Origin of the sequence: Gottfriedia sp. OAE603 (genome assembly GCF_040543965.1) — a bacterium.
In the GTDB taxonomy this organism is placed as follows: domain Bacteria; phylum Bacillota; class Bacilli; order Bacillales; family Bacillaceae_G; genus Gottfriedia; species Gottfriedia solisilvae.
In genome coordinates, this window is the sequence record NZ_JBEUNN010000001.1 from 2,225,877 (window position 1) to 2,251,487 (window position 25,611).

A 25,611-nucleotide genomic window follows, 5' to 3' on the forward strand; every position below is an offset into this window, starting at 1 on the left:
AAATTCTTCCCCCAACTATCTAAAATTGCGTAACACAGGTGAGGTTACGCAATTTTTAGATTTCTATTTATTTTGTTCAGCTTTTAACGTTTCAAGATCAGGTTCAGTACCAAAATGTTCTTTATAAATTTCTTCATAAGTGCCATTCTCAACAACTTCTTTTACTGCTTTATCTAATTTCTCTTTATATTTACTTCCTTTAGGTAACATTAAGCCGTAAAACTCTGCAGCAAAGCTATCTTTATCTTCAATTACAACTAATTTTTCATTCGGATTATTTTTTGCATATGTTTCTACTACTGCATTATCAGCAACTACAGCATCTGCTCCGCCACTTTTTAATTCAAGAATTGCTAGATTGTTATTTTCGAATTTTTTAACATCCTTACTGTTTTTACCTAATAATGATTCAACTGCTTCTTGACCAGTTGTTCCATTTTGTACTGCTACGACTTTCCCTTTAAGATCTTCTGCAGATTGGATATCACTGCCTTCAGGTACTAAAATCTTATTTGTTGAAAGGAAGTAAGGAACAGTAAAATCATATTTAATTTTACGATCATCATTGATTGTAATAGAGGACATTCCAATATCAGCTAGCTTGTCTCCAACTTCTGCGAATAATGGGTCCCAACCAACGTTTACAATATCAATTTTCAACCCAGCTTCTTTTGCAACTGCGTTTGTAAAATCAACATCGAATCCGACGATTTTACCTTTATCAAGATATTCAAATGGTGCATAAGCAGCATCTGTAACAACTCTTAAAGGTTTTTGATTTTCAGTACCACTTGTTTTTGAATCTTTTCCGCAAGCAGATAGAATCAGTGCTGTTGAAACAGCAAAAGCAAAAGACATTTTTTTAAAGTTCCTCATTTAAATTCCCCCTATGTAATACTATCTTTTATAAATTTACTGATTTAATTAAATATATTGAAAATTTACTATATTTAGACTTTAAATAATTATATCTGTTCTTGTTTATTTATGCAATACCATGTCAAAGATTGTTAAACACTACTATATTAATAGTAAATACATACAAAAAAGCAGTTCTTTAAGAACTGCTTTTAAAAAATAGAATAGTAAATTTGCTTTATTATTTCATTCTAAAAACTTCACCGCGTGGGATAAATGGTAGTCTTGCACCTTGTGGCATAACAAAGGCATGTTCTCTTTTAATAGAAAGACGATCACAATATCCATCAGTAATAATGAGAATCGGGCCGTTTTTTGGGAAATCTTTTGCACTTTCAATCATATCAATACCAGGTTGAAGGATTGTACCACCTCTACCTTTTATTTTGACCTTTTCTAGTAAGGTTTCTGGATGTAAGTATCCTTCATCGTGTGAGGTAGCATCACAAAAAATGACTCTGACTAATGGTACATCTCTAGCAATACTATAGCTTGCTATTGTTCCAAGAGCCTTACCTAGCAATACACGATCCATGGAACCTGAAGTATCTACAATGACAGCAAACGTTCTTTCGCTTTGATCCCCACTTTGGTTTATCCACCTAGGTCTAGCAATATTAGGCGTGGATGCTTGCCTTCTACTTTGCCTACTATAGGTTCTTACTTTTTCAATTGGATGAAACATTCTATCAAACCATTTCGCAAGTTCAACATCCCATGGAATCGGTGGCTGGCTTAAACTTTTAATCTCTTCAACCAAACCAAGTGGAAGATATCCTCGATCTTGTATTTGATGATAATTTAAACCTTGAGCTAATGCTCTACGGTAAAATTCATCTAAATCCATTCCTACATTTCCATCCCAAAAGTCAGGTGATTTTGTTTCAATGATGTCACCAACACCAATTCCTTTAAATGTTTTTAGCTTACGATAGATTCTTAAGTCAGCGGCAATTCTATCATAAATTGTTTCAGCGGATAGTCCTTTTAATTCGGGATCATATAAACCACCAACATGAGGCATATCTCCGACTTTCATTTCAATTAACCAACTATTAATTACATAGTCACATGCTACATTCCATAAATAAGGATCTCTTCCTTGTCTTCTTGTTGCGTGACTTAATCCTGCGTGTAATAATTCATGAGCCATTAGAAACTTCATTTCCTCATCCGTTAATTGGACAGATGAATTAATATAGATTTCCTTTGTATTTACACTGATCGCTCCAACTGAAATATCCATTCTAGTACAAAGTATCGCGTCTTCAATAATCTCAAAATCACTTGCTAATGCACCAAGTAAAGGAAATGAACTCATAAACCATGTCTTTGCTTTTTGAGCTTGAGTTGCTACAGTAGACCCATCTAATGACGTATCAATTCCACCTGCAACCCTTACTGCACTTTGTACGGCCATTGACATTCCCTTCGCCAACAAAGTAGGATAATCAACTTTGCGATAATAATAGTGAGAGCTACCTTTATTTAGAATTAAAAAATCTGATTTCGCTTTTCGAGTACTATATTTTTTTAAGTTTTGCGGAATACCTTCTTGGATAAATCTTTCATATAGCTTCTCTTCAGAAGGAATCGATTCATAAATGGGCTCATTAAATTCAATCGGTGGTTTTCCAAATTTTAATTCGCTTAAAAATTTAGTAATAAAACAGTCACATGCAATATTCCATGCTTCAGGGTTTTCCATTTTTTTGTTATGCGATAAGCCTAAATGCAATAAGCAATGTGCAATAATGTAGGACCACTCATCTTTAGAACCTTTTTTCTCATTATTTAAATATATATCACCAGCACTTGTAACGTATCCCCATGAATCTTCATGTAATGATTTGACAGCTACATGAATGACTGAAAAAATCGGAGCGAAAAGTGGATGATGTTCTACAATTTTTAACCCTTTATCAATATTTAGTTCATTGTTTTTTATTTTGTCACTATGTTTCTTATTCAATTAAACATCAACCTTTTTAGCCGCTAAGCGCGGAAGATCTCTAATCACTTCTAGCATAAACCAACCTGGGAGTACTTCACCTTTTTGCTCTGAAACTACCATTTGAGCAATTTCTAAACTAATTGTAGACAATTCTTTGATTAAATCTTTCGCACGAAATGCTAGTTGCTTGTAATTTGATTGATTTTGAATTGTAGCTTGATCCTTTGGTAGTTCTTTTAAAAGCTGTGCTCTAAAAGATTGTGCCAAAAAATATAATAAATCGCGTTCAGCAGGATTATCTGGCCATCTCAATTCGCCATTTATAATTTTATTTAAATCATATTGACGTTGTATTTGTTTAATAAATGCTTTAAATTGAACAGCAATATGAGGCGTCAAGCATGCACTAGCAATTACATCCAATATTTGCTCATTCAATGATGAACCATATTCATGTAAACAATCACTTAACATATGCCATGAGCGAGGTGTTGAAAATGGTTCCTCTGTTTTTGGTGTTTCACTCCATAAATGATCTGGTCTCATTTGAATGTATTCAATGACATAATGATGGATCTCATTTTCATAAGCCCACTCTAACCAATCTTTATGTGAAGCTCTTAATTGAATGTGGACCATTCGATTAATTAACGCTGATGACATCGTTTTGACAATTGCATTATCTTGCGTTCTATTTCCTGCACCTATGACAATAGAGCCTTTCGGTAAATGATATTCTCCAATTCTTCGTTCTTGAATCAGACTATAGAATGCTTTTTGTACTTCATGAGAACATGCATTCAACTCATCTAAAAATAGACAATAAGGTTCGTCTCTTGCAATTTGTTTAGGGGGACAAAAGACACTTTTTCCATCTTCAATTTTCGGTACACCAATAATATCCTCAGGTGCAAGTTGGCTACCTAATAAAGAGACACAATCCATCCCTAATTCAGCAGCAAAATTCTCTACAATAGAGGACTTACCAATCCCAGGTGCTCCCCAAATAAAAACAGGGCGTACTGGCGCGACATTTAATAAAAAATCATATAATTGTTTTTGAGTAACACTTGCAACACTATTCAAATAACAACTTCCTTTCAATCTCTCTAGTTATTTATGTTTGTTTTAGAAAGTATATTTAACCATATGAAAATAATGTTCTCATAGATCTGTCTAATAATCTTTTATTATAGCATTACTAATAATTGACTTACCCACTTTATTTAGATTTCAATTAAAGAATCATAGTAAAAACGACTGTCCAAAATGGTGCAGCCGTTTCCGTTATTCTAGTATCATATTAAATAATTGGATTAAAACTCAAATTTTACTGGTCTTAAAAATAAATTCACTAATGTTTCTTTAGTATCTTTTTCTTCAAATAATATTTCATATAATGCAGAACTAATAGGGAGTTCGACGTCATATTTAATCGACAGCTCTTTTAATGCCTTTACCGTTGAAACACCTTCTGCTAATTTCTCGAATTTTTCACCTTGAGCGTAGGCTTGACCAAATTTACGATTATGACTATGCTCTGAAAATAATGTAGCTTCATAGTCTCCGAGATGACTTAACCCATAAATGGTAATATCATTTCCTCCCATTGCTCTGACAAGGCGAGAAATTTCTCTGGTACCTCGAGCCATAAGGGAGCCTTTTAAACTACTATACTGTAGTCCATCTAACATGCCTGCTGCGATCCCCATAACATTTTTTGTAGCCGCTCCAATTTCATTTCCAATAAGATCTTGTCCATAATAAAATCGAATTAAATCACTATTAAAAGCATTAACAATCTCTTTTGTTACTTCAATATTCTCTGAGCTAATGACCATACAATTCGGTATATCATTCACAAAATCCTGCACATGTCCTGGTCCTACCCATATAGCAACATTCACGTGTTTATCGAGTTCTTCACTAAAAACTTGAGTTAATCTTTTTCCACTATTTGCTTCGATGCCTTTCATACATAAAATGAACGTTTTTCCTTGAATACCACTTAAAGCATGTAATTGTTTTGCAAATGAACGCAACTCTTGTGCACTAATAGATATAATAATTATGTCTGCAAATGAAATAGCTGTTTCTAAGGAATTGGTTAATTCAATCGTATCTGGGATAGAAAGGTAAGTATTCTTACGATCAACTTGTAATAAGTGATAATTTCTTGAGTTTTCTCTACCCCATAACATAACCTGGTGACCAACTTTATTGATATACCATGCTATAAAAGTACCCCAACGTCCACAGCCTAAAACTGATATATTCATATAGATTCACTCTCCGATTTTCATTAGGAAATCTAGCTAAGATATTCTCTTTAAATATCTTTCTACATAGTTTAAATTTACTTCGACAAATAATTCTCTGCTTCCTGCTTTTAATGTATTACTAGTGCGATCACTTTCATAATTCAGATATTTAAACCACTTTTCAAATGAAAAAACCTTGAGAGAATTCAAAACACACGAGTCGTGTGAATAAATAACCCAAGGTCTTTTTAATTCTCCAACCAACTGCTATCGAAAGTCAATTAAAGAACAGCAATTAGATTTAGAGTATGCTATTTTTTATATTGTTATTGACTAACTGTAACTGCTTCAGGAGTTGTTGTGACTTTTAGACCGCTCTTTGTGACGACATCAAGTGAGATATAATATGTCCCGTCTGGGAGATCGGTCTTAGGTGCCCATTGAGTTCTTAGCGAATGTTCATTATTCACTTCAAACGAATCCACCAAATCTCCATTACTATTTTTAATATTGACTGTCCAGTCTACTCGGTTAGAAGCATAACTAATAATATTTGCTGGATTGTCTTTGTTCACTTCGGTTACTGGATCTATATAGTAAAATGAGATAACCATATATTCATTTATAAAAGATGGATCTCCCCAAACTGTGTAACCTTGGTTATAAGCGTAGTCAGCACCCAACACCACTACACTCTTCGGTTCTTCATTTACAATGATTGATGTTTGCCCTCTTTGTAGTTCAATAAACTGACCATTGCACCAAATAATCCCCATATTATAACCACTTCCGTTTGTTGTATCTTCTGCTTTGAAAGAAATTTCATATTTACCATCTTTTGGTTTTACTTGAATATCCGATACTGTTGGAGCAATTGAATCTACTTTTATCGGCAATTTTACTTCCTGAGGTTTAGCATTTTCATAATCTAATGTAGTCTTTATAACATATTTGTAATCGCCATCAGGTACAATATTGCCATTTTGATCTTTCATATCCCACATATATCCGCCGTACATATAGTCTCCATATACCATAATGTTTTTTCGGAATTTCCATGGCTTGCCTGTGTATTCACTAAAGTCACCTAGATATTGAATCTTATTTTCATTTTTGTCTTCTATATACATTTCTGTTTTTTGTAAATTACGTAATGTAGTGAATGTAGCATAAGCACCATTTATAAACATATTCGGTGACACAGCTATATGATTAACATCAAATCTACCTGTTTCTGGATCGTACCCCATAGGGTAACGTTCAGACAATTCATCCCAAAGTGCCGTATACCCTAAAAATGCATCCTTATCCCATGCAGCTGGGTCAATATTTTGAGGGTCATCCCATTCCCCGTAAAAGCCCATATATGGAACTGTTAAAGTTACTGCTTTATCTTTATCTGATGGAACAAGTCTTACAAACCCTTCTACAAAACTATTTTTCTTTAATGTATGTGGCAATGATAAATCTACAGTAATGCTTTTAGTTTGACCAGGTTTAATTTTTATAATAGTCCCACCTGTGTCAGACACTTTTTTATCATTTACTTTTACTTCAGCACCTGTAACACGTTTACTAGTTAATGTTAAATATTCTTTGGAATCCAATTTACCATCATTATCTAAATCAAATTCTTTCACTTCAGTTTGATCTGTCATGATATCAACAAAAACATTGTATACTAGATCTTTTTTATCTTTATCTTTGTCTTTGTCTTTGTCTTTGTCTTTGTCTTTAGGATTGTCAAAAGCTTCAAGCTCTAATTTGAAGCTTGTTTTTCCATTCAAAATTTCTTTTAAAGCAACTGCTCCAGCTTGTTCAAGTGGGGTATCTTTTCTAGTAATGATCGCAGGTGTATTAATAGCATTTTGAATCTGCATTAAACCAGATCCTTGAACACGCGGCGAATAAGGAACTTTGTTGTTTGTTCGTGGGTCCATAACTAAGTTTGCAGTATTCATTAAAGCCAATTTTGCTTTCAAGGCTGTATTTTTTGAATGTGGTAATCCTTTTTCATATAAAGCTTGTAATAATAATGCTGAACCTCCAGCTACATGAGGTGTTGCCATTGAAGTACCACTCATAATCTCATAATCGTTGCCTGGAACTGTCGAGTAAATACTACCACCTGGTGCGGAAAGTTCCGGTTTAAAATCTAAGGTATGAGGAGATCCAATTGATGAAAATTCAGACATTGTATTTTTATTTGAATTATCTACCCAAGTTCCTTTTGATAAATGCATCTTTACAACTTGACCACTTGTCAACTTACTTACTATTGCATCTCCAGGAACCTTTCCAGTAGTTGCTACCGGGATTGAGTATGGACTTAACCCTAAGTAAGTATAATCCTCCATATCATTATTGTTGCTAGGTGGAATGATGATTAGAGCTTTGGCACCTTTTCTCTGGGCATCATATTGAATTGAGGAATAATAGCTATATGTATCTAAAAGTTTCACTACTACAATTTTACCGTTTACGTCTTTGCCATTATAATCAGAAGCATTCGTTCCTTCTCCAACATAGACCATTTCATAATCTTCTCCAGGTGTTAAAAACTTGGATAATTTAAAGTTATAGGAAGATGGGAATTGAGTTTGATCTTGAAACGGTAACTGAATACCATTTGTTTCTGCTAATGTATTTAAATGAATTTTTGTATTTTCATATGATGCGACTGATATAGCGTAAGGACTGACAGATGGTTCACCAACTATCCCGATGTCAGGATTTTCTGCATATGGTTTTAAAGATGAAGATATTAATCCATTTTTTGTACTGTAAGATGCGTTACCACTAGCAACTACAACAAGGGAACCTTGCTCAGTTGCTTGACGGATTGTTTTTTGAATTGGGTCATTTTCCTCTCCAATATAGCCTGCATCAGTACCTAAACTCATGTTGATGACGTCTGCACCCATTGTGACTGCATGTTCAATTCCTGCGATGATATCATCTTCATATGCAGCACTACTATAATCAGAAAATACTTTTTCTGCTAATAATTGAACACCAGGTGCAATACCCTGTACTCCATCATTTGCCTCATCACCATTTGCTCCAACAGTACCAGCTACATGAGTACCATGGGAACTACCAGATCCACCTGGAATGACATCTGTATCATCATCTGCCCAATCATATCCTGTTGGGACTTTTTCGCTATACCAAACATCGTTAACAGCGGTTTCAGAAAATTTTTCTTTTAAGAAGGCTTGAGTTAATTTTAATTTTTGTTTGCCTTTATCAGTCAATTTCATATCTTTATGTGTATAATCAATTCCAGAGTCAATAATTGCAACTAGTAATCCTTCACCCTCATATCCATATTGATTCCACACTTTTTGAGCTTGTACTAATTCCTTACTTGCTCCCATAGAAGGTTTAAATGTTCTTGCAATATGTACATCTAATACACCAGGAATTGAATGTATTTCATTTAAATTCTGAAACTCTGTTTCTAAACTGAAACCATTAAACCCTTCATAAAAACGTTGCTTAAGCTTATTTGTAGATTTTGATTTACCACTAGTTATTTGATTAAATACTTGATCCTGTTTTTGTTTAAATAATTCTTTTTTACTTTTTGTTGATTTTTCAACATCTGAAGGTTCCTCGATTTCTACAATTACTCGGACTTTTTCATTCGGCTGATAGGCTTTAACTAATCCTTTATCTTTTAGGTTTTTGTAACCTAATGGATCCTTATCATTACCAGCGGAAGATTTTGTTTTATCTAAAAGTATTTGCCTCCCTTGTTTAACAATTTCTTCGATAGATGGTGATGATACAGTGTTGTTTTCAGGAGTTTCAGCAATAACAGTAAATGGTGAGAATATCATAGATGTCAAAGTAGCAGTAGCAAGTACCTTTAAGGACTTGTTTTTAAAGTGCTTCATTCATTCCTCTCCTCTCGAATATGCAGTTAAAAATGTGCTCCAGAATCATCTGTAGCAATGTATAGCTCAATAGAACAGTAAAACTACAAAAACTGAATGAATGATAGTGAGAACGTGCTCTTACGTTATACTTTTGAATTCGTCTTTAAGCAGTAAAATGAGCACTATAAGGAAAAAATAATAGTATATGAGAAGAATGTTTGATGAAATCATTAAAGGGGATAGGAAATGTTCAATAATATGTAAATCAAGTAGTTTTACATATTCATATTTTACTTGTCTACTGTATGACAGTAAATTGGGGGAATTACCTTTAAAAGCTACTTATAATTGGCATGGTTATTCTGTCGAAAATATGACATTCATTATTTTTTTAAGTAGAAATCCCTATGAAATTTCACCTTTTAGAATGATTTAATTAAGATGTATGTTTTAGAGTTTATATAAACTTGGGGGAACTAGGTCTTTATCATTAGATATTTTTCGATTGAGAATAACATAAATTTTTGACTAAACATCTCCAGCAAACGAAACTACTATATGTAAATTGAAAAGGAATTTTTCAACATTATTCTTTAATTGAGACAAAATTAAAAGAGCAAACATAGAATGTGTTTACTCTTTTTTTACAACTATTTTTCTAAGAAGTAGGTTGATCTAACATCCATATTTAATTTCGATATTGTCATTATTTCCAGCAATAATAGCGACATCACACATATTCACAAAAAGCCCATTCTCAACAACACCTGGAATCATATTTAAGCTAATCGTTAAGTCTTCTGGGTTTTCAATCCTTTTCATATAGCAGTCTAAAATGTAATTTCCATTATCTGTAATAAAAGGTGTATTATTTTTCTGACGAAGAATTGGATTGATTGGTCCTATTTTATCAAGTTGTTTTTTTGTCAATTCCCATCCAAATGGTACGACCTCTATCGGTAAAGGGAACATCCCAAGTGACTGAACATACTTTGATTCATCTGCAACAATAATAAATTTCTCAGAAATGGACGCAATCATTTTCTCTCGTAATAAAGCTCCACCGCCACCTTTGATCAATGCTAATTTAGGATTCACTTCATCAGCACCATCAATCGCTAGATCCACTTTACTTAACACAGAAAGATCCACTAATGGTATTCCTAATTTAATTGCTAGTTGTTCAGTATCTTTTGAAGTAGGTACGCCTTTAATTTTTAATCCATCTTTTATTCGTTCTCCAAGTTTTAAAATGGTCCAATAAACAGTTGAACCAGTTCCTAGCCCAACTATCATATCATCTTCAACAAATTCAACTGCCTTTTCGCCTGCTAGTTTTTTACTGTCCATTTACACACTCCTAGAAAGGTCATTAGTATCTTTAATACATTTTACTAAAACTTTCCTTATTACTTCAAATAAACTAAAGATAAATTTTTGAAATCTTAAAGATAAATATGTTATTAATATCTCTGCGTTACTTTTTTTAAGTAGTAAGTTTGTATTTTTCCTTCTTTATAGAATACCCCTTAACAAATAATCCCAAATAGACAAAGGAAGTTCCAAACATTACGATCAGACCTATATAAATACTCATTAATGTAGGGTTTATATATGCACCTAAAATAATGCTTGAGCGGGCTATTAAATCTGCACCTGTATAAGAAATATTAGATAGTGCAGAGTAAGATCCTCTTTTATCCGCTGGAATCATATTTGCCTGTAATGTATTCAATATTGGTGAATACATTAGTTCACCTATTGTCGCAACGAGATTAAAAATGATCAGTATGTATAATGTATTTGCAGAAGTAATCGTTGCATATCCGAATCCATAAAGTATCAGTCCAAATAGTAATACTTTCTGCTTTTTAATTCGGTCAGTAATTTTATTTATGAAAAAAGTAAATGTAACGACTAAAAGCATATTTTCTATATTTAATAAACTTAACATTTGTACACCAGTGATTTGGAAGTTTTCGAGCTGAATTGATTTAAATGTTTCAGATAATCGAACTCCAATATAATTATTTAAAGTAAACTCTGCTGCAACAATAAATACGGTCCCAATTACTACTTTCACAAATGATTGATCTAAAAGTGCTGACTTATAGTTTTGGATAATATCTAAAATGAAATGATTTTTTTGTTTTTCTAGACGGATTTTATTCTCATCAATAAGCCATATTTTATATGCAATTGGAAGCATTATAGATGTTAACGTAAGTAAAGTAAAGAGTAGTAATTTGTGGTTTGAATATAATAATCCACCTAATGCCGTTCCAATCGCCATTGATAAATTAACTAGCCAATAATCAATTGAATAAACTAGTTTTCGATTCTCAGCTGTGGTTGAATCAATAATAATGGCATTCATAGCTGGTCGTCCAATGCTACTTGAAATGATAAAAACTATGTACGCAGTAGAAAAGAGCCCAATGTTATGGTTATTAGCCAATAAACTAATCGTCATGAATAAAAACATGATTGCACTCAGTGAAGATGATATTAATAGTAAGTTTTTACGCGAAAATCGATCCGATACATAACCCCCAATTAAATTGACTAAAAAGCTAATCAAGACTGTAAATATTAAATATAACCCAGCCCATACTTTATTCATTTCATGTGTAAAATACAATGCCATAAAAGGCATTACTGCTGATGTAACCGTTCGATTAAAAAATGATGTAAATAAACGAACTTTAATATTTCGTGGATAATCTTTCCAATTCATATTGTCTGCCTCCTCTTTCTCTTGTATATTAATCTAGACATCATAACTTAAAAACGGACAATCCAAATGATTATGTCCACTTTTATATTTGGGAGACGTGGATGGATAATAATTTATTAACCTTATGGCAACAAGTACCATCAGGTAGTATTAAACAACAAGAAATTGCTGAAATTCTTGGATTAAGTACTAAGCAAGTTACACGGAATCTTCAAAAATGGGAAAAAGATGGCTGGCTTTCTTTTGAATCAGGTCATGGAAGGGGGAATTTATCAAGGCTATCTTGGTTAAAAAATGTAGAGGAAGATTTCGAAATAGCTTTATTGAAAATGATCGATGAGCAACCCATTGAAACAATCAGTAAATACTTAATTTATAACTGGTCATATAATAGTAAGTTACGATTAATGAATAAATTTCGTTCTAAATTCGGTTTTAATCAAAAACATACTGAGCTCGATACACTTGTCATACCTAAAAAGTACCCTTTTTTAACGATCCATCCTTTAGAAGCAGCAGATTTATTTAGTGCAAATATGGTTTCAAATATATATAATCGTTTGGTTTTTGTTGACAATACTAATCTTGTTTATTCTGAGCTTGCACATAGCTGGGATTTGATGGATACAAAGCTTAGATTATATTTAAAAAAGGATATAAAGTTTCATGATGGTTCACTTTTACATGCAAAGGATGTTATAGACTGTTTAAATAGACTTCGATTTCACGAAAATTTTAGAGATTTATGGGAACCTATTACTGAAATTTCTTATGTTTCCACATATATACTTGATATTCATTTTCCTGAAGGCTGTAGTTATTGTTTGCAAATGCTAGGTACAATGAATGCTAGTATTTATAAAGAAAATAATGGCCAAGTAATAGGAACTGGTTGTTTTTATATAGGAGAAGATAATATGAATAAAACATCTTTAATGGCCTTTAAAGATTATTTTCAGGAAAGACCATTATTAGATGTAGTAGAATTTGTCCGTGTTCCTGAGGACTTTAAAATAATATATCGTTCTGGAACTAATAATGAGGAGAACTCTACATTTCAAGTTGAAAGCGATTCAGGCTTTGGTGTCGTTTTGATGAATACATTTCGGAACTCAGCTATACAGAATAAAGAAGTACGTGATTATGTGCACCATGTAATCGCAAAGTATCGTCATGAAATCAACGAAATAGACCCTCGCATAAAATCTAATGATCAAAGTTGTTTAATTGGACAAACACAATATTATGAAATTCCAAATATAAAATGTCCTAAATTTACTGAACCGTTAATTTTAAGGGGAATCAATTTTACGAAGAAGACGACCCTATGGCTAAAAAGAATTCTAGAAAAAGAAGGCGTTCCAATTAAAATAAAGTGGCTTTCATTTTCAGATAGTCTCAATCAAAATGAAAATAATGATGCTGATTTTTTCATTCATAGTGAAATATTTGAAATGAATCAGAATTTTTCATTCTTCTATTTTCTTAAAAATGGCTATTCTCCATTAGTTGAAATCATCAAAAACAATGATACCCTATTAAACTATTTAAAAGAATACCGCCATACACCATTTGAAAATTGGACAACGTTAAATGTAAAAATAGAAAAAGCTCTTTTTGAAGCTTCAATTATGATTCCATTATATTATGAGAAGCGTTATATTCCATTTGCTACAGACTTGATGAATATTGAAATCAAACATTTCGGTTATGTAGATTTTTCTAAACTTTGGGTTCGCCCAAGGCAAAACTAAAAAAAAGGCCATTCTCCTACAATAAGGGGTATGGCCTTTTAAATGTCAGAAAAGAATTAGAACAATTTACTTTGGTCATTTTTCAATAAGAGATAGCCTTTTGTTACTTTGCCAGCTAGTATATACTAGTTGCCTTACCATTACAGTAACATCCTCATTCTTTCCTGTTCAAAGTCTCCAGTATTTTATCTATTTTAGCTTCTAAACGTTGTATTTCAAACTTTTTCTTTCTATTTTCTAAAAACAACCAAACAATAATGGCAATAAATAATAGTGGCTTTAAAAAAATAAGAATTAGAAAAATATAATCTCCTGGGAACATTACTTTCATCCTCCTGTTAAATTATTTAGGTTTAGGTGTAAAATACTCGGTTACGATTAAATCTATCATGATATAAAGTTATTACTGTGTTAATAAACAGATGAAATTAGCCTTTTTTTATTTTTCAATAATTAGAAACTTTTGTTAGTTTCACTGCACTAAATACTCTTTCATTAAACAAAATCTCAAAAGTTAATAGTCTATAGTTCTTTTATTTAATTGAACATCAATAGTCGAAAAGTATCAAATAAATTTTTAACTTTTCTGAAAAAAGGCTTCAGAAAATTAATGTGATATAATTTTTCTAATTTTTAAAATTTGTTTTGAAAGTTGGTGGAGCAAGTGGAAAAGGAAGTAAATTTGAAGAAAAATATTGGCTTTTTCGTATCAACATCTCTAGTAATCGGCACAGTAATTGGTTCTGGTATTTTCATGAAACCAGGAGTGGTACTGTCATCAACAGCTAATTCCACAATGGCTCTTTTAGCTTGGATTATTGGCGGAATTATTACACTCGCGAGTGGTTTAACAATCGCTGAGGTAAGTGTAAAAATTCCAAAAACGGGTGGATTATATGCCTATATTGAAGAAGTTTATGGCGAGATGTGGGGCTTTTTATGTGGATGGGTTCAAACCTTAGTATATGGTCCTGCAGTAATGGGCGCACTTAGCCTATATTTTGGATCGTTACTTGCAGATTTCTTAGGATTTGACGATAGTAGTAAAGTTCTTATTGGTATTCTAACGATTATTTTATTAGGATCATTAAATTTACTTGGTACACATTTTGGTGGATTTATCCAAACAATTTCCACAGTAGGAAAACTTGTACCGATTATTCTTATTGCTGTATTTGGTATTTTCCAAGGTGATGTAACAGTCTTTAATGCTGACAGCGGAAGTACGACGCAAACGATTAGTATGGGTGCAGCTGTATTAGCAACACTATGGGCATATGATGGTTGGATGAACGTAGGGTTTATGGCTGGCGAAATGAAGAATCCATCAAAAACTTTGCCTAGAGCAATTATTTCTGGAATTCTGATTGTTATTATAGCTTACTTATCTGTAAATATAGCGATGCTTCATTTATTACCTGCCAAAGAAATTGTTGAATTAGGACCAAATGCCGCAACTGCAGCTGCAACATCAGTATTTGGTAATTTTGGTGGTAAACTTCTTGCAATTGGTATTTTAGTATCAATCTTTGGATGTTTAAATGGTAAAATTCTTACATTCCCACGTATTACTTATGCTATGGCTGAGAGAAAAATGATTCCGGGTGCAAAGTTTTTATCAAGCATTCATCCTAAATTTAATACACCTGTTGGATCAACAATCATTCAAATACTTATCGCTTTAGCAATGATGATTTTTTGGAATCCTGACCGTTTATCTGATATGGCAATTTTCGCTGTATTTTTATTTTATGGTCTGGCGTTTAGTGCAATTTTCATTTTACGTAAAAATGAGAATAACGATAAAACTTTATATAAAGTACCTTTATATCCTTTAACGCCAATCGTTGCAATCGTTGGTACACTTTATATAATTGTTAGTACTTTAATTAACTCACCAGTAGATGCACTGATTTCAATTGGGATCGCAATTATTGGTTTACCAGTTTATTTTAAATTAAAAAGCAATTATAAAAATGAACAAAAGAGTAAGGCAAGCTAATCTTTCTAAAATGTAAGCAATTATAAATCTTAAGCCCCTTCAAACATTATTTTTGAGGGGGCTTTTCTTGTTTTATAGTGTTCTAGTTTATTTGTTTTCATTCGTTTTTTTATTTAATATAACCCATTCTATGATGATTACATTTATGATTAAACCTACCCAAATATTTACATTTAACACTTCTTCTACCATTTGCTCTCTACCCCCTGGCAAAGAAAAACCATTTAACAAATAGTAGGCTAAAAGTAAGATTGGTACCGTTAACCTTCCACTTACAGCTACTAAGGTAACAGCAAAACTACGAATCATCCATTTTCTATGTTCAGAATACTTTCTTTGTTTAGCCGTTACATATCCCTTTACAGTTGTAAATATCCAAATAATCGTTAATGCAATAAACGATGTTGCCTTTGCAAAATTATCAATATATAAAATAATAACAAAAGCAAGTAGCCCACTTAATATCACACTGCTTATATAAACTTTTCCAATTATACGGTGTAGCTTAGGTTTATCATTTCTGAACTGAGCATTTAATTGAAGAAAACCCGTTAGTAAGGCAATCGTTGCAAAGAATATATGTAGGATCAGTGTAGGATATTGAATTGATGAAGAATCAATTTGTATTCTACTATTAGTAGGATTTATTGTTAAATAAGGTGTTATAAAAGGAATCATAACCCCAATAGATACGATGAGTAATACCCACCAGCATTTTTTAGATTTCATGCGATATTCCCCTTTCATTGTTCGATACTTTCATACTATAAAACTATTATGAACTCTTCATGAACAAAAATATTTAATTTTAAATTACTTGAAATATACTCTTTTAAAAATACATTTTAAATTATATACATCTTAGCTTACCTACTTATGCGATCGTTAAGTTTCCTTCCTTCAATCTGTGCGTCAGAAGGTTCTTCCCAATCCAGAGACTGACGTTAGTGATAGGCGTCTTGCACCCACTACAAAAACAACTTTCTATATATTTGCTATTCTGATGTAATCTCTTGTGGTAAAACAAACAGACCATACCCAATATTGGTATGGTCTCTTTTGCATAATTAATATTTTAGACAACGTGAAACTGATTAAGTTTACGTATTTGCAATTTTTGTCATTTATCAATATTCAACTTTACGATAATATCTTCTTAGCTCTAATGGATGATTTCTTTCACGCTCAAGATAAACGCTTATTCGGCTCAAGATCGCCCAGTTGATACTCACGGCAAAATGTTTTCTAAATTCTTTGCTAATCCCATCAAGTGTAAAGTCCTTTGTATCTATAATCGTTAAGTTGTTTGTAATTTTTTCAGCAAATCTCTCTACTCGATCTACTAATGGCCTTGTTTCATCTTCACCTTTTAATAAAATTACACTTGTATCTTCCACAACTAGTTCAAGCGTTCCATGGAAAAACTCAGCGGCATGAATAGACTTTGCATGGATCCATTGCATTTCTTCTAGTATACACATCGCATATGAATAAGTGTTTCCCCACAAGTTTCCTGAACCAACCATCATATGGTATTCTGTGTCTTTATGTTTAATCGCAAAGTCCTCTGCTTTTTGATCGAATGACTTAACTGCGCTTAGAATCGCTTGCGGGAGCAAAGATACTTCTTTCGTAAATTGTTCATATTGAGGAAACTCATTATTGTTATACATAAAGCGGAAAATAAACATATAGAGAAGCATGAAGAATGTATCAAAAGAATGTTTTTCTGAACCTGTTGTGATGCAAAAATCTACCATTTTTGTTAATGGAGTATTTGGCTCAGCTACTAAAGCAATCGTAGTAGCACCCTTTTGACGACAATACTCAACAGCCGCAATCGTATCTTCAGTTGTTCCAGATACTGATGTAAAAATACAAACAGAATCTTCACTTAAATGTTTATGATTCATTACAATAAATTCTGCAGCAATTTCCGCGTGAACATGAATAGTAGACTGCGATTTTAATATGTATTCATAAGGATACATCATAGCGATTGTTCCACCGGCACCAATCAAGAAAATATTACTGTAACCTTTATGACAAATGTGATCAACAATTTCTTCTATTTGGCTTTGAAATGATAGACCTTCTTTTTCTACCAACTTTACAAATAACTCTTCATCAAATTTTAACATAAGCTTTTCCTCCTTAAATTGAATCGTTTATTGTATGATCCTTATGATTTTTAACATTTACTCCATATTTTTTTTCCCAGTAAAAATAGACTGGTAGGCCTGTTGCGATGACAATAAATGCTGCAATCATACCTTGTATAGGTGCCCAAGTAAAAGTTCCCCAAGCAAGCCATGATGCGCCAAGAATAGCCAATATTGTGGTAACTCTCCAAACCGGCATACGATAAATTGGTTTATAATCTTCTCTCTTACGGCATTTGTATACCGCTACAAAATCCATAATATTAATCATTAATTGAGTAAGTGTGAAATATCCGAGTAATGTAGTTAAATTACTAGCACACACAAGAATACAGGCATATAGTACTTGAACGATGATTGAAAAGCTTGGCGTTTCATATTTTGGATGAACTTGAGCAAAACGTTTAAAAAATAGCCCGTCCTTAGCCATTGCATATTCCAATCGAGGCTGAAACATAATGCAAGAGCTTAATGATCCTAAAATAACAATGATTGCTGTTACAGCTACAAATGACGATGCAATATCTGATAAACCAGGGATATACTTAATGGCCTCTGAAACAGCTGCATTTGTGCTCATTAAATTTTCAAAAGGCATTAGGCCAATAATACAAACAGCAAGAAGTGTATACAAAATCATGACAATGAATACAGAACTAATTAAAGCGCGAGGTAGTACTTTACCTGGATTTTTAAATTCTCCAGCCATAAAACAAATGGCCGCCATTCCTGTGTAAGCCCAAGTAGTCGCAGATACACCACCGATTAAACTTGTTTCCACTTCGCCAGTTGTTGGGGTATAAAAATAGTTTCCAGTATTCATGTACATAAATCCTAAAAAAATAACAATTAAAAAAGGAATGATTTTAATCGCAGTAATGATTACTTGAAAAATACCCGCTACCTTTACACTTCGATAATGAATAGAAGTAATGATGAGAATAATAGCTATTCCTAATAATTTACCTGCCATTCCAGAGAAAAATGGAAAAAAGGTAGAAACATAAGAAACAATCGCTAAAGCCATAATGGCAATTGAAGGTGGATCCAAGGCCCAAAATGCCGCCCAACCATAAAGGAATGCTAGCGGTCTCCATCCCGCTTTATTCAAATACACGTAACCGCTTCCGTTTTCAGGATAAGCTGTCGATAATTCAGCTAATACCATAACTTGAGGAATTGCAATAATTCCACCGATGATCCAAGCTAAAATAGCGATTGAAGGTGTTCCAGAAGCTTTTGCAACATCTCCAGACGAGACAAAAATACCTGAACCTACAGTTGTTCCAACAGCAATAGCTAAAGCAGACCAAAAACCCAGTTTTCGCGTAAGCGTGCCTTTACTCATATTGAGTTCCTCCCAATTTAAATTACAAGATTCGTAAACTCGTATAATCTAATACGCATTTAAAAATTGGTTGCCGTATTGTATGATATGAAGAATTGTTTCGATGTTTAGCAAAGTATTACATTTTTATGGCCAAGCTTTTTCTAAAAGGCAAAACTAATTCTTTACTATTTAATCCATAATTTCACATTCCTTTCATAGAATCTTTATTTGTTATGTCTTGTATTATAATAAATTATAACAATAAATACAATTAGAATATTTAAAATATTTTACATTCACTGCACCTTTCAGTGAAAAACAAATAAACCTTGATAATCCAAATTGAATGATCAAGGTTTTTAAAAAATTATTTTTTAATGAAAAAATATAATCAGCTCACTCACGGCGAGATGAATTATGTTTATCTCATTTTACGACAATAGATATTTCAGAGTATCCATGATTTGTCTTATGAACTTCAATAACCGCTGGCATTGCGTCTTTTACATCTTGAACGTGTGAAATAACACCAATTAATCGACCAGACTTTTGGAGTTGGATCAGTGTGTCAATTGCTTTTGCAAGTAACTCATCGTCCAATGAACCGAAACCTTCGTCAATAAACAATGTATCAATTGAAACGCCACCTTTATGAGCCTGGATAATATCCGCCATACCAAGTGCTAAACAAAGTGAAGCATTAAACTGTTCGCCCCCTGATAAGGTTTTAACATCTCTTGCAAGACCAGTATATGAATCATACACTTCCAGTCCTAATCCACTTTGTTTTCTTCCTTTTTCAACTGAATCTTTTCTTTGTAATTGGAATTGTCCATTTGACAGATGATCCAAGCGTACATTGGCAGACTCAATAATTTGCTCAAAGTAGTCTAAAAGTACATAACGTTCAAATGAAATCATTTTTTCATTATCACCTTTAGTAACTTTATAAAGATCATTTAATCCTGCCAATTTCTTTTCTGTTTTCACGTACTCTTCCTGATATGTTTGTAAGTCTATACGTAATTGTGATAATCGTTTAGATAATTCTTGAATTCGAATGATATCATTTAAAATATGATCGGCTTGTTGAGCGATTAATTGCAACGATTGCCTTAATTCATTCTCATCGATTTTTTCTTTTGATTGCACTTGTTTTTCGAGAATGTCTCTTTCAGTTATTAATCTCTGACTATTTTCTTCATACTTTGAAATGTCATGTTGATATTCATCAATAAACTGAATTAATTCAATGGCAATCAAAAACTCTTCTTCATGACTAAACTGATAATCACTCAATTTTTCTTTATAGGAATTCTGTGAAATTTTGATTTCAGTAGTTAGGCGATTTATTTCATGTTCAAGATGAGAACAAGTTGTTTCTTTAATTGTTTTTTGTTCTGAAAGTCGTTTGTAACTTCCTTCAATTTCTAATATTTCTGATTGAAGTTCTTGTATATTTTTTTCGTATTTTTTTACATCTTGATTCCACGCTTCATAAGTTCTAGTCGTTTCAGGTAACATCGTTTCAATTTGAACTTTTTCAACTTTTAGTTCATTGATTTTTGTTGAGCACTCTGATACAACATTACCTAATTCAGTTGCCTTTATTGTTAAACTTTCAATAAATTGCTCTTTTTCTTTTAAAGCTTTTTGAATTTTTTCAAAGGATTCTTTTCGTTCTGAAATACTTGATAAATTCGCATCAATCTCTTTAAATTCATTAGCTAATAAAAGGAGACCTTCATTTGAAAATTCAAAAATTCCATATTCCTCGATAAACGATTGTTGATCAAGTTGAATTGTATTTTCTAAATTTTTAATTTCACCATTCTTTGTTGCTAATTGATTTTGTAATCTAGTTACTTCAGCTTTTAATACCTCAACTTCATGTTCATTTACATCGCCTGCAAATTTTGCAATTGAAGGGTGGTGGGTACTTCCACAAACTGGACACTCTTCTTGGTCTTTTAAATCCTTTGCTAAATATGCTGCTCTTTGTTGCAACATGTTCATTTCTAAACTATTCAATTTAGTCACACGTTCTTTTATAATGGCATCATTAACATCATAATCTTTTAACTTTCCATCTAAATCGTTTTTTGCAAAGACAATTCGTTTTGCGAAGCCACCTTTTTGATGTATTTGCTGTTTCAACAGTGTGATTTGATTCCACTGTTCATAAATACCTTCAAATTTAATAAACTCATTTTTTAATTGATAAAGCTCTTCATTTTCTTTCGTTATTTGATCTCGAAGTTTTTGTCCATCTAATTCAAGTTGCTTTAACTGTTTGGTTTTCATTACATAAATCTCTTCAAGTTTTTGATAGTTCACTATACTATCTTTCAGTTCTAATAATTGACTATAACGATGTTCAAAATTTGATAACTCCTTATTTTTTTCAGGAAGTGTATCAACTTTTAATGAAATCGTTTCGATTAATTGAAAGATTTCGGTTAACGAATGCTGTTCTTTTTGTAAATTTTCTTTAGCTTGTACAATCAAATCGTTCAGCTTGGCAAGTTCATTCTTTTGTGGCAGTACCTTTTCTGCTCTAGTAGCCATTGATAATTTTGATTTCTTTTGATTAATTTCTTCTTGTTGATCATTTAATAATGTGATCAATTCGGTTAACTCTTGTAATCTGTCAATGTTTTTATTATGCGTTTCAGCAGCATATAATTTTTGTTGGAGAACTTCTTTTTGAGCTTTTTGTATCTTTTCTTTCTCTTCAAGTTGCTTTATTTCTTCGTCAATTGTTGAAATATGTTCACCTAAAATTTCATTAACGATATGAATGTTTATTTGAGCATCCTCAGTAATATTAATACCTTTTTCTAATAGCAAATCTTCTATCGTTTCTAATTTAATGACAATTTTTTGCTTTAGATTTCTAAAATTTGATTCCATTTTAGATCTTGCAATTCCAATTGTATCTTTCACTTTATCGAATAATTCGGTTTTAAAGATTTTACGTAAAATCTCTTCTTTTTCCTTCGTATCGGAAACTAATAATTTCCGAAATTCACCTTGAGGGAGTAGAACAATTTGTTTAAATTGATCTGCATTAATCCCCAGTAATTCCTCAACCTTTTTATTAACAATCGTAGTTTTATTAAATTCTTGACAGTAAGGAACTTTTTCACTATTTTCGATTTTATAAAACTCTATTTTGTCACCTGTGATACCTTTATTTTGTTTCTTTTGATGACCTTTTTGCCTAAAGATATTGTAGTGCTTTCCTTTCAGTTCAAATGTTAAGTCAACACTTGTATACACTTCATCATCTGCAAAATGGCTTCGTAATAAAGTTTGGTCGTTTCGGTTTTCACCACTCGCTTCACCATATAGTGCAAAACAAATACCATCAAATATTGTTGTTTTACCTGCTCCGGTCGGACCAGTAATCGCAAATAATCCTTTTTCATTTAATTGATTAAAATCTACATGGATTTTGTCCTTGTATGGACCAAATGCATGTAAAATAACTTCTAATGGTCTCATTCTTATTCTCCCTTTACAAAAATATCATGTAGTATTTCTTTCATAAATTCTTCATTTTCTTCACTTAATTCATCATTTGTCATTTCTTTATAAAATGATTGATATAGCTCAAGTTGATTTTTTGATTGTTTTTCAACATATTTTGTTACTTTCAATCGTGCTCTCAGTATTAATCCTCTTTCTACTGACATGCATAGCATTCGGATAAACCGTTCGGATTTGTTCCATCGGTTGAACGACCATATGCTCATCGGTCAATTTTACGAAAACATAATCTTCATTGATTGGTTGCTTCCTTATTTCTTCTATTGTTCCTTCAACAGTTCTCAAATCACGCTTAGGATTAAAGTCTCTTTTGGTTACAGATACTTCACCGTCACCATTTAACTCAACAATTAAACATCCTTTTTTATGGTTTTCCTCAGAAAGAGAGTACTTTAAAGGAGATCCTGAATATCGAATAGATTGATTTCCAACATAATGCGCACGATGTAAGTGACCCAATGCTGTGTAATTGAAATGTTGGAAATTATGGTGAGATACGTATTCTGCACCACCAATTGCTAAAGTACGTTCGCCTTCAGTTTCTTCATCAGATGGCTGTCCATTATTCGTGACAAATGCATGTCCGACAAAAACATTTCTTGCAGAAGAATCTAATTCTTCATCTCTTATTTTATTTATGATTGCTTTCATCGCATCATCATGTGAGTGGATATCATCATTTTGTAATACATAACGTACAATACTTGGTTCTACATAAGGAATTAAATAAAAATGAACTTCACCAAATTCATCGTTCATTATGACCTTCTTAAAAGGGGTTTGAAATTTCCCAACAATATGAAGGCCTTCTTTTTCCATAAAACTGCTTCCAAATTCAACTCGTTCAGCACTATCATGATTTCCAGCAATAGCTAGTATCGGTGTGTTTAATTCTATAACAATTTGATGTAATACTTCGTTTAATAATTCAATGGCTTCAGTTGGAGATATACTCTTATCATATAAATCGCCAGCAATAATCACTGCATCTGGATTTTCTTCTTCAATGATATTAATAAATTCTTTTAAAATATATCGTTGATCTTCTGTCATATGAACACCATGAACAATTTTTCCAAGGTGCCAATCCGCTGTATGAATAAATTTCATTTTTTACACCTCATTTGAACTTCTAGTTTACTCTATTTTACATCAACATACGAACGTTTGTATGCTTTTTTCATTTAGAATTTAAAAATTGGAATATAGCGGTTAAAATAATTGAAATACTATAAGTTATCATTCAAAATATAATTATTAGATTCTAGGGAGGCCATTATGGAAAAAATTATTGATGTAAAAAAATATGAGGAAGTTATTAGTAGTGAAAAGCCTGTAGTCGTAAAATTCTATGCTACATGGTGCCCAGATTGTTCACGTCTTGATGCGTTTGTTGGAGAAGTAATTGAAGAGCATCCATCGTTTGAATGGTATACGATGGATCGAGATGAGTTCCCAGAAATCGCTAGTGAACAACAAGTTATGGGAATTCCTAGCTTACTTGTTTATCAAAATGGAGAAAAAATTGGTCACTTACATAGTGCCAATGCTAAAACGCCAGAACAAGTTGAAGAATTTTTAACGAAATTCGAGTAATTCAGTAAAATAGGAATAGAAATTACCTAAAAAACCTGCTCTTATCGTAAGTGCAGGTTTTTTTACATGAATATAGGCAATTTGGACTTGAATAGATGCATATACATCACTTGAGGTGGTGTAATATGCTAAACATGATAGAAGATGTTGTTAGATTTCCAGAAAAAATAATAGGCGGTAGATCGATTACTCGAGTCTTTAAAACATTCCCATATAAAATTTACCAAGCAAATTCTGTTTTAAGTGGTATAGATTATGGATTTTCAGACCAGGAAGGAATGTTCTTTAGAACGACAATTGATACGTACGCTAAAAATCAAATCACCTTATGAAGTGCATGTCGTCATAACATTTGGATATCGTTCTAGAGAGTTTGATAAAGCAACTGACGCGACGATTAGATATACATTATTTTTACAACAAGGATATTGTCCTTTTGGATGTTATCCATAAAAGATCTTTATAAAATTTATGTTTTGTATAATCAATTTAAAAAACACCCTAGTTGGAATATAGATAAACTATATAACAAATAAGGTGTTTAAAATTTAAATTTGTTTACATTCATGTAAAAAGATAAATACATTTTTACAAATGCTATACCATACATATCCTACTAACCATCCTGCAACAATATCCGAAAAATGGTGAACGTGTAAATAAATTCTACTAAATGATATTAATAAAATAATGGCTAAAGCGGTTATTTGAATGATTTTTCTTTGTTTTAATAAATTAGTATCTAAGATGATCAAGATGAAACTTAAAGTTAAGAAAAAGCTTGTTGCCATTACAGCATGACCACTTGGAAAACTAAATCCGTTCTCAACATAATACATTGCTGATGGACGTGGCCGTTCAAAGATACCTTTGATGATTTGAACTACTAATCTTGCAGTAAGCAAAGTGATTAATAAGTAAATTCCTGTCCATATACGTTTACGAATAATAGAAAAAATTAATAAAACTACAGCAAAACTTAGATACATTTTAGAAGAACCAAAGTCTCTTAAAAAATAACAAAATGAATCTAGCGAATCTGAGCGCACCGAAACAAAAAAATCGAACAGTGCATCGTCAATTGCTTTGACCATACTCGTTTCATAAATCAAACCTAACAAAACAAATAAAAAAATTGCAGTAAAAACGGTTATCCAATTATTTTTTTTCATAAACTCCTCCTACTAAAAATAGATAGGTCTCCCGCTTGTACTATTAAATACAAAGAGAAAAACGACGAGAGCACCCGTCGCCACTTTCATGACTATTCATCTTCTTCGTCAATTTCATCAATCATACATTTTTCCAATAAGTATTCAAAAGTAATATCGGCCAATTCTTCAATTTCCTCTTCTTCAGGCACATATCCTCGCTGAATGAGCTGTTGATAGAAAAATTCTGCAATTTCTTCCGTATCAATCACTACTTCAATTTCTTTCACTAGCATCACCCCTTACTAGT

At 32.3% G+C, this 25,611-nt stretch carries 18 protein-coding genes and 1 pseudogene; 4 read left to right on the forward strand and 15 right to left on the reverse strand.

Annotated elements, in window-relative coordinates:
• Positions 1-63: 63 nt before the first annotated feature.
• From ABID96_RS11225 to ABID96_RS11255, 7 genes are all read right to left on the reverse strand, one after another.
• Positions 64-876, reverse strand: coding sequence for a basic amino acid ABC transporter substrate-binding protein (locus ABID96_RS11225; protein ID WP_192602130.1), 813 nt, complete (start codon positions 874-876; stop codon positions 64-66).
• Between the two features lie 223 nt (positions 877-1,099).
• On the reverse strand, positions 1,100-2,890 hold the full coding sequence (locus tag ABID96_RS11230) for a DUF2201 family putative metallopeptidase (RefSeq protein ID WP_192602131.1): 1,791 nt from the start codon (positions 2,888-2,890) through the stop codon (positions 1,100-1,102).
• Entirely contained in the window at positions 2,891-3,958 is a 1,068-nt protein-coding gene (locus ABID96_RS11235; protein ID WP_192602132.1) for an AAA family ATPase, read from the reverse strand.
• A gap of 230 nt (positions 3,959-4,188) precedes the next feature.
• Positions 4,189-5,151 (reverse strand): NAD(P)H-dependent glycerol-3-phosphate dehydrogenase, encoded by a 963-nt coding sequence (locus tag ABID96_RS11240; protein WP_192602133.1) that lies wholly within the window; start codon positions 5,149-5,151, stop codon positions 4,189-4,191.
• 308 nt (positions 5,152-5,459) lie between these two features.
• Positions 5,460-9,035 carry a S8 family serine peptidase gene (locus tag ABID96_RS11245; protein ID WP_192602134.1) on the reverse strand — a complete coding sequence of 1,192 codons (3,576 nt, stop codon included), beginning with the start codon at positions 9,033-9,035 and terminating at the stop codon, positions 5,460-5,462.
• 657 nt (positions 9,036-9,692) lie between these two features.
• Positions 9,693-10,367 (reverse strand): ribose-5-phosphate isomerase RpiA, encoded by a 675-nt coding sequence (gene rpiA / locus ABID96_RS11250; protein ID WP_192602135.1) that lies wholly within the window; start codon positions 10,365-10,367, stop codon positions 9,693-9,695.
• 136 nt (positions 10,368-10,503) lie between these two features.
• A complete protein-coding gene (locus tag ABID96_RS11255; protein ID WP_192602136.1) occupies positions 10,504-11,754 on the reverse strand; it encodes an MDR family MFS transporter in 1,251 nt (416 codons plus the stop codon).
• Between the two features lie 101 nt (positions 11,755-11,855).
• Between ABID96_RS11255 and ABID96_RS11260 the strand changes: the two genes are divergently transcribed.
• Complete coding sequence (locus ABID96_RS11260) at positions 11,856-13,508, forward strand: ABC transporter substrate-binding protein (RefSeq protein WP_192602137.1); 1,653 nt, start codon at positions 11,856-11,858, stop codon at positions 13,506-13,508.
• 154 nt (positions 13,509-13,662) lie between these two features.
• On the opposite strand, the gene ABID96_RS11265 is transcribed toward ABID96_RS11260, so the two are convergent.
• Complete coding sequence (locus tag ABID96_RS11265) at positions 13,663-13,830, reverse strand: hypothetical protein (RefSeq protein WP_192602138.1); 168 nt, start codon at positions 13,828-13,830, stop codon at positions 13,663-13,665.
• 342 nt (positions 13,831-14,172) lie between these two features.
• Between ABID96_RS11265 and ABID96_RS11270 the strand changes: the two genes are divergently transcribed.
• Positions 14,173-15,510 carry an APC family permease gene (locus ABID96_RS11270; protein WP_192602139.1) on the forward strand — a complete coding sequence of 446 codons (1,338 nt, stop codon included), beginning with the start codon at positions 14,173-14,175 and terminating at the stop codon, positions 15,508-15,510.
• Positions 15,511-15,597: 87 nt separating this feature from the next.
• Here the strand turns inward: ABID96_RS11270 and ABID96_RS11275 are convergent, their stop codons facing one another.
• The 5 genes and pseudogenes from ABID96_RS11275 to ABID96_RS11295 form a co-directional block, all read right to left on the reverse strand.
• A complete protein-coding gene (locus tag ABID96_RS11275) occupies positions 15,598-16,239 on the reverse strand; it encodes a DUF2306 domain-containing protein (RefSeq protein WP_192602140.1) in 642 nt (213 codons plus the stop codon).
• A gap of 398 nt (positions 16,240-16,637) precedes the next feature.
• Positions 16,638-17,651, reverse strand: coding sequence for an SIS domain-containing protein (locus tag ABID96_RS11280; RefSeq protein WP_192602141.1), 1,014 nt, complete (start codon positions 17,649-17,651; stop codon positions 16,638-16,640).
• Positions 17,652-17,664: 13 nt separating this feature from the next.
• A complete protein-coding gene (locus tag ABID96_RS11285) occupies positions 17,665-19,020 on the reverse strand; it encodes an amino acid permease (protein WP_192602142.1) in 1,356 nt (451 codons plus the stop codon).
• Positions 19,021-19,428: 408 nt separating this feature from the next.
• Positions 19,429-22,509 carry an AAA family ATPase gene (locus tag ABID96_RS11290; protein WP_192602143.1) on the reverse strand — a complete coding sequence of 1,027 codons (3,081 nt, stop codon included), beginning with the start codon at positions 22,507-22,509 and terminating at the stop codon, positions 19,429-19,431.
• Between the two features lie 2 nt (positions 22,510-22,511).
• A pseudogene (locus ABID96_RS11295) lies at positions 22,512-23,664 on the reverse strand (exonuclease SbcCD subunit D).
• 168 nt (positions 23,665-23,832) lie between these two features.
• On the opposite strand from ABID96_RS11295, the gene ABID96_RS11300 reads away from it, so the two are divergent.
• On the forward strand, positions 23,833-24,150 hold the full coding sequence (locus tag ABID96_RS11300) for a thioredoxin family protein (RefSeq protein ID WP_087997716.1): 318 nt from the start codon (positions 23,833-23,835) through the stop codon (positions 24,148-24,150).
• A gap of 125 nt (positions 24,151-24,275) precedes the next feature.
• Positions 24,276-24,482, forward strand: a complete 207-nt coding sequence (locus ABID96_RS11305; RefSeq protein ID WP_192602145.1) for a hypothetical protein — start codon at positions 24,276-24,278, stop codon at positions 24,480-24,482.
• Positions 24,483-24,698: 216 nt separating this feature from the next.
• Here the strand turns inward: ABID96_RS11305 and ABID96_RS11310 are convergent, their stop codons facing one another.
• Complete coding sequence (locus ABID96_RS11310) at positions 24,699-25,322, reverse strand: phosphatase PAP2 family protein (RefSeq protein WP_192602146.1); 624 nt, start codon at positions 25,320-25,322, stop codon at positions 24,699-24,701.
• 92 nt (positions 25,323-25,414) lie between these two features.
• Positions 25,415-25,591: a YozD family protein gene (locus ABID96_RS11315; RefSeq protein ID WP_087997714.1), complete on the reverse strand. Its 177-nt coding sequence runs from the start codon at positions 25,589-25,591 to the stop codon at positions 25,415-25,417.
• Positions 25,592-25,611 lie beyond the last annotated feature (20 nt).

Bases quoted from the DNA above. Each gene is read 5' to 3' on its own strand.
- ABID96_RS11225 (WP_192602130.1), bottom strand. From the start codon at position 876: ATGAGGAACTTTAAAAAAATGTCTTTTGCTTTTGCTGTTTCAACAGCA.
- ABID96_RS11240 (WP_192602133.1), bottom strand. From the start codon at position 5,151: ATGAATATATCAGTTTTAGGCTGTGGACGTTGGGGTACTTTTATAGCA.
- ABID96_RS11245 (WP_192602134.1), bottom strand. From the start codon at position 9,035: ATGAAGCACTTTAAAAACAAGTCCTTAAAGGTACTTGCTACTGCTACT.
- rpiA (WP_192602135.1), bottom strand. From the start codon at position 10,367: ATGGACAGTAAAAAACTAGCAGGCGAAAAGGCAGTTGAATTTGTTGAA.
- ABID96_RS11255 (WP_192602136.1), bottom strand. From the start codon at position 11,754: ATGAATTGGAAAGATTATCCACGAAATATTAAAGTTCGTTTATTTACA.
- ABID96_RS11260 (WP_192602137.1), top strand. From the start codon at position 11,856: ATGGATAATAATTTATTAACCTTATGGCAACAAGTACCATCAGGTAGT.
- ABID96_RS11265 (WP_192602138.1), bottom strand. From the start codon at position 13,830: ATGTTCCCAGGAGATTATATTTTTCTAATTCTTATTTTTTTAAAGCCA.
- ABID96_RS11275 (WP_192602140.1), bottom strand. From the start codon at position 16,239: ATGAAATCTAAAAAATGCTGGTGGGTATTACTCATCGTATCTATTGGG.
- ABID96_RS11280 (WP_192602141.1), bottom strand. From the start codon at position 17,651: ATGTTAAAATTTGATGAAGAGTTATTTGTAAAGTTGGTAGAAAAAGAA.
- ABID96_RS11285 (WP_192602142.1), bottom strand. From the start codon at position 19,020: ATGAGTAAAGGCACGCTTACGCGAAAACTGGGTTTTTGGTCTGCTTTA.
- ABID96_RS11290 (WP_192602143.1), bottom strand. From the start codon at position 22,509: ATGAGACCATTAGAAGTTATTTTACATGCATTTGGTCCATACAAGGAC.
- ABID96_RS11300 (WP_087997716.1), top strand. From the start codon at position 23,833: ATGGAAAAAATTATTGATGTAAAAAAATATGAGGAAGTTATTAGTAGT.
- ABID96_RS11305 (WP_192602145.1), top strand. From the start codon at position 24,276: ATGCTAAACATGATAGAAGATGTTGTTAGATTTCCAGAAAAAATAATA.
- ABID96_RS11310 (WP_192602146.1), bottom strand. From the start codon at position 25,322: ATGAAAAAAAATAATTGGATAACCGTTTTTACTGCAATTTTTTTATTT.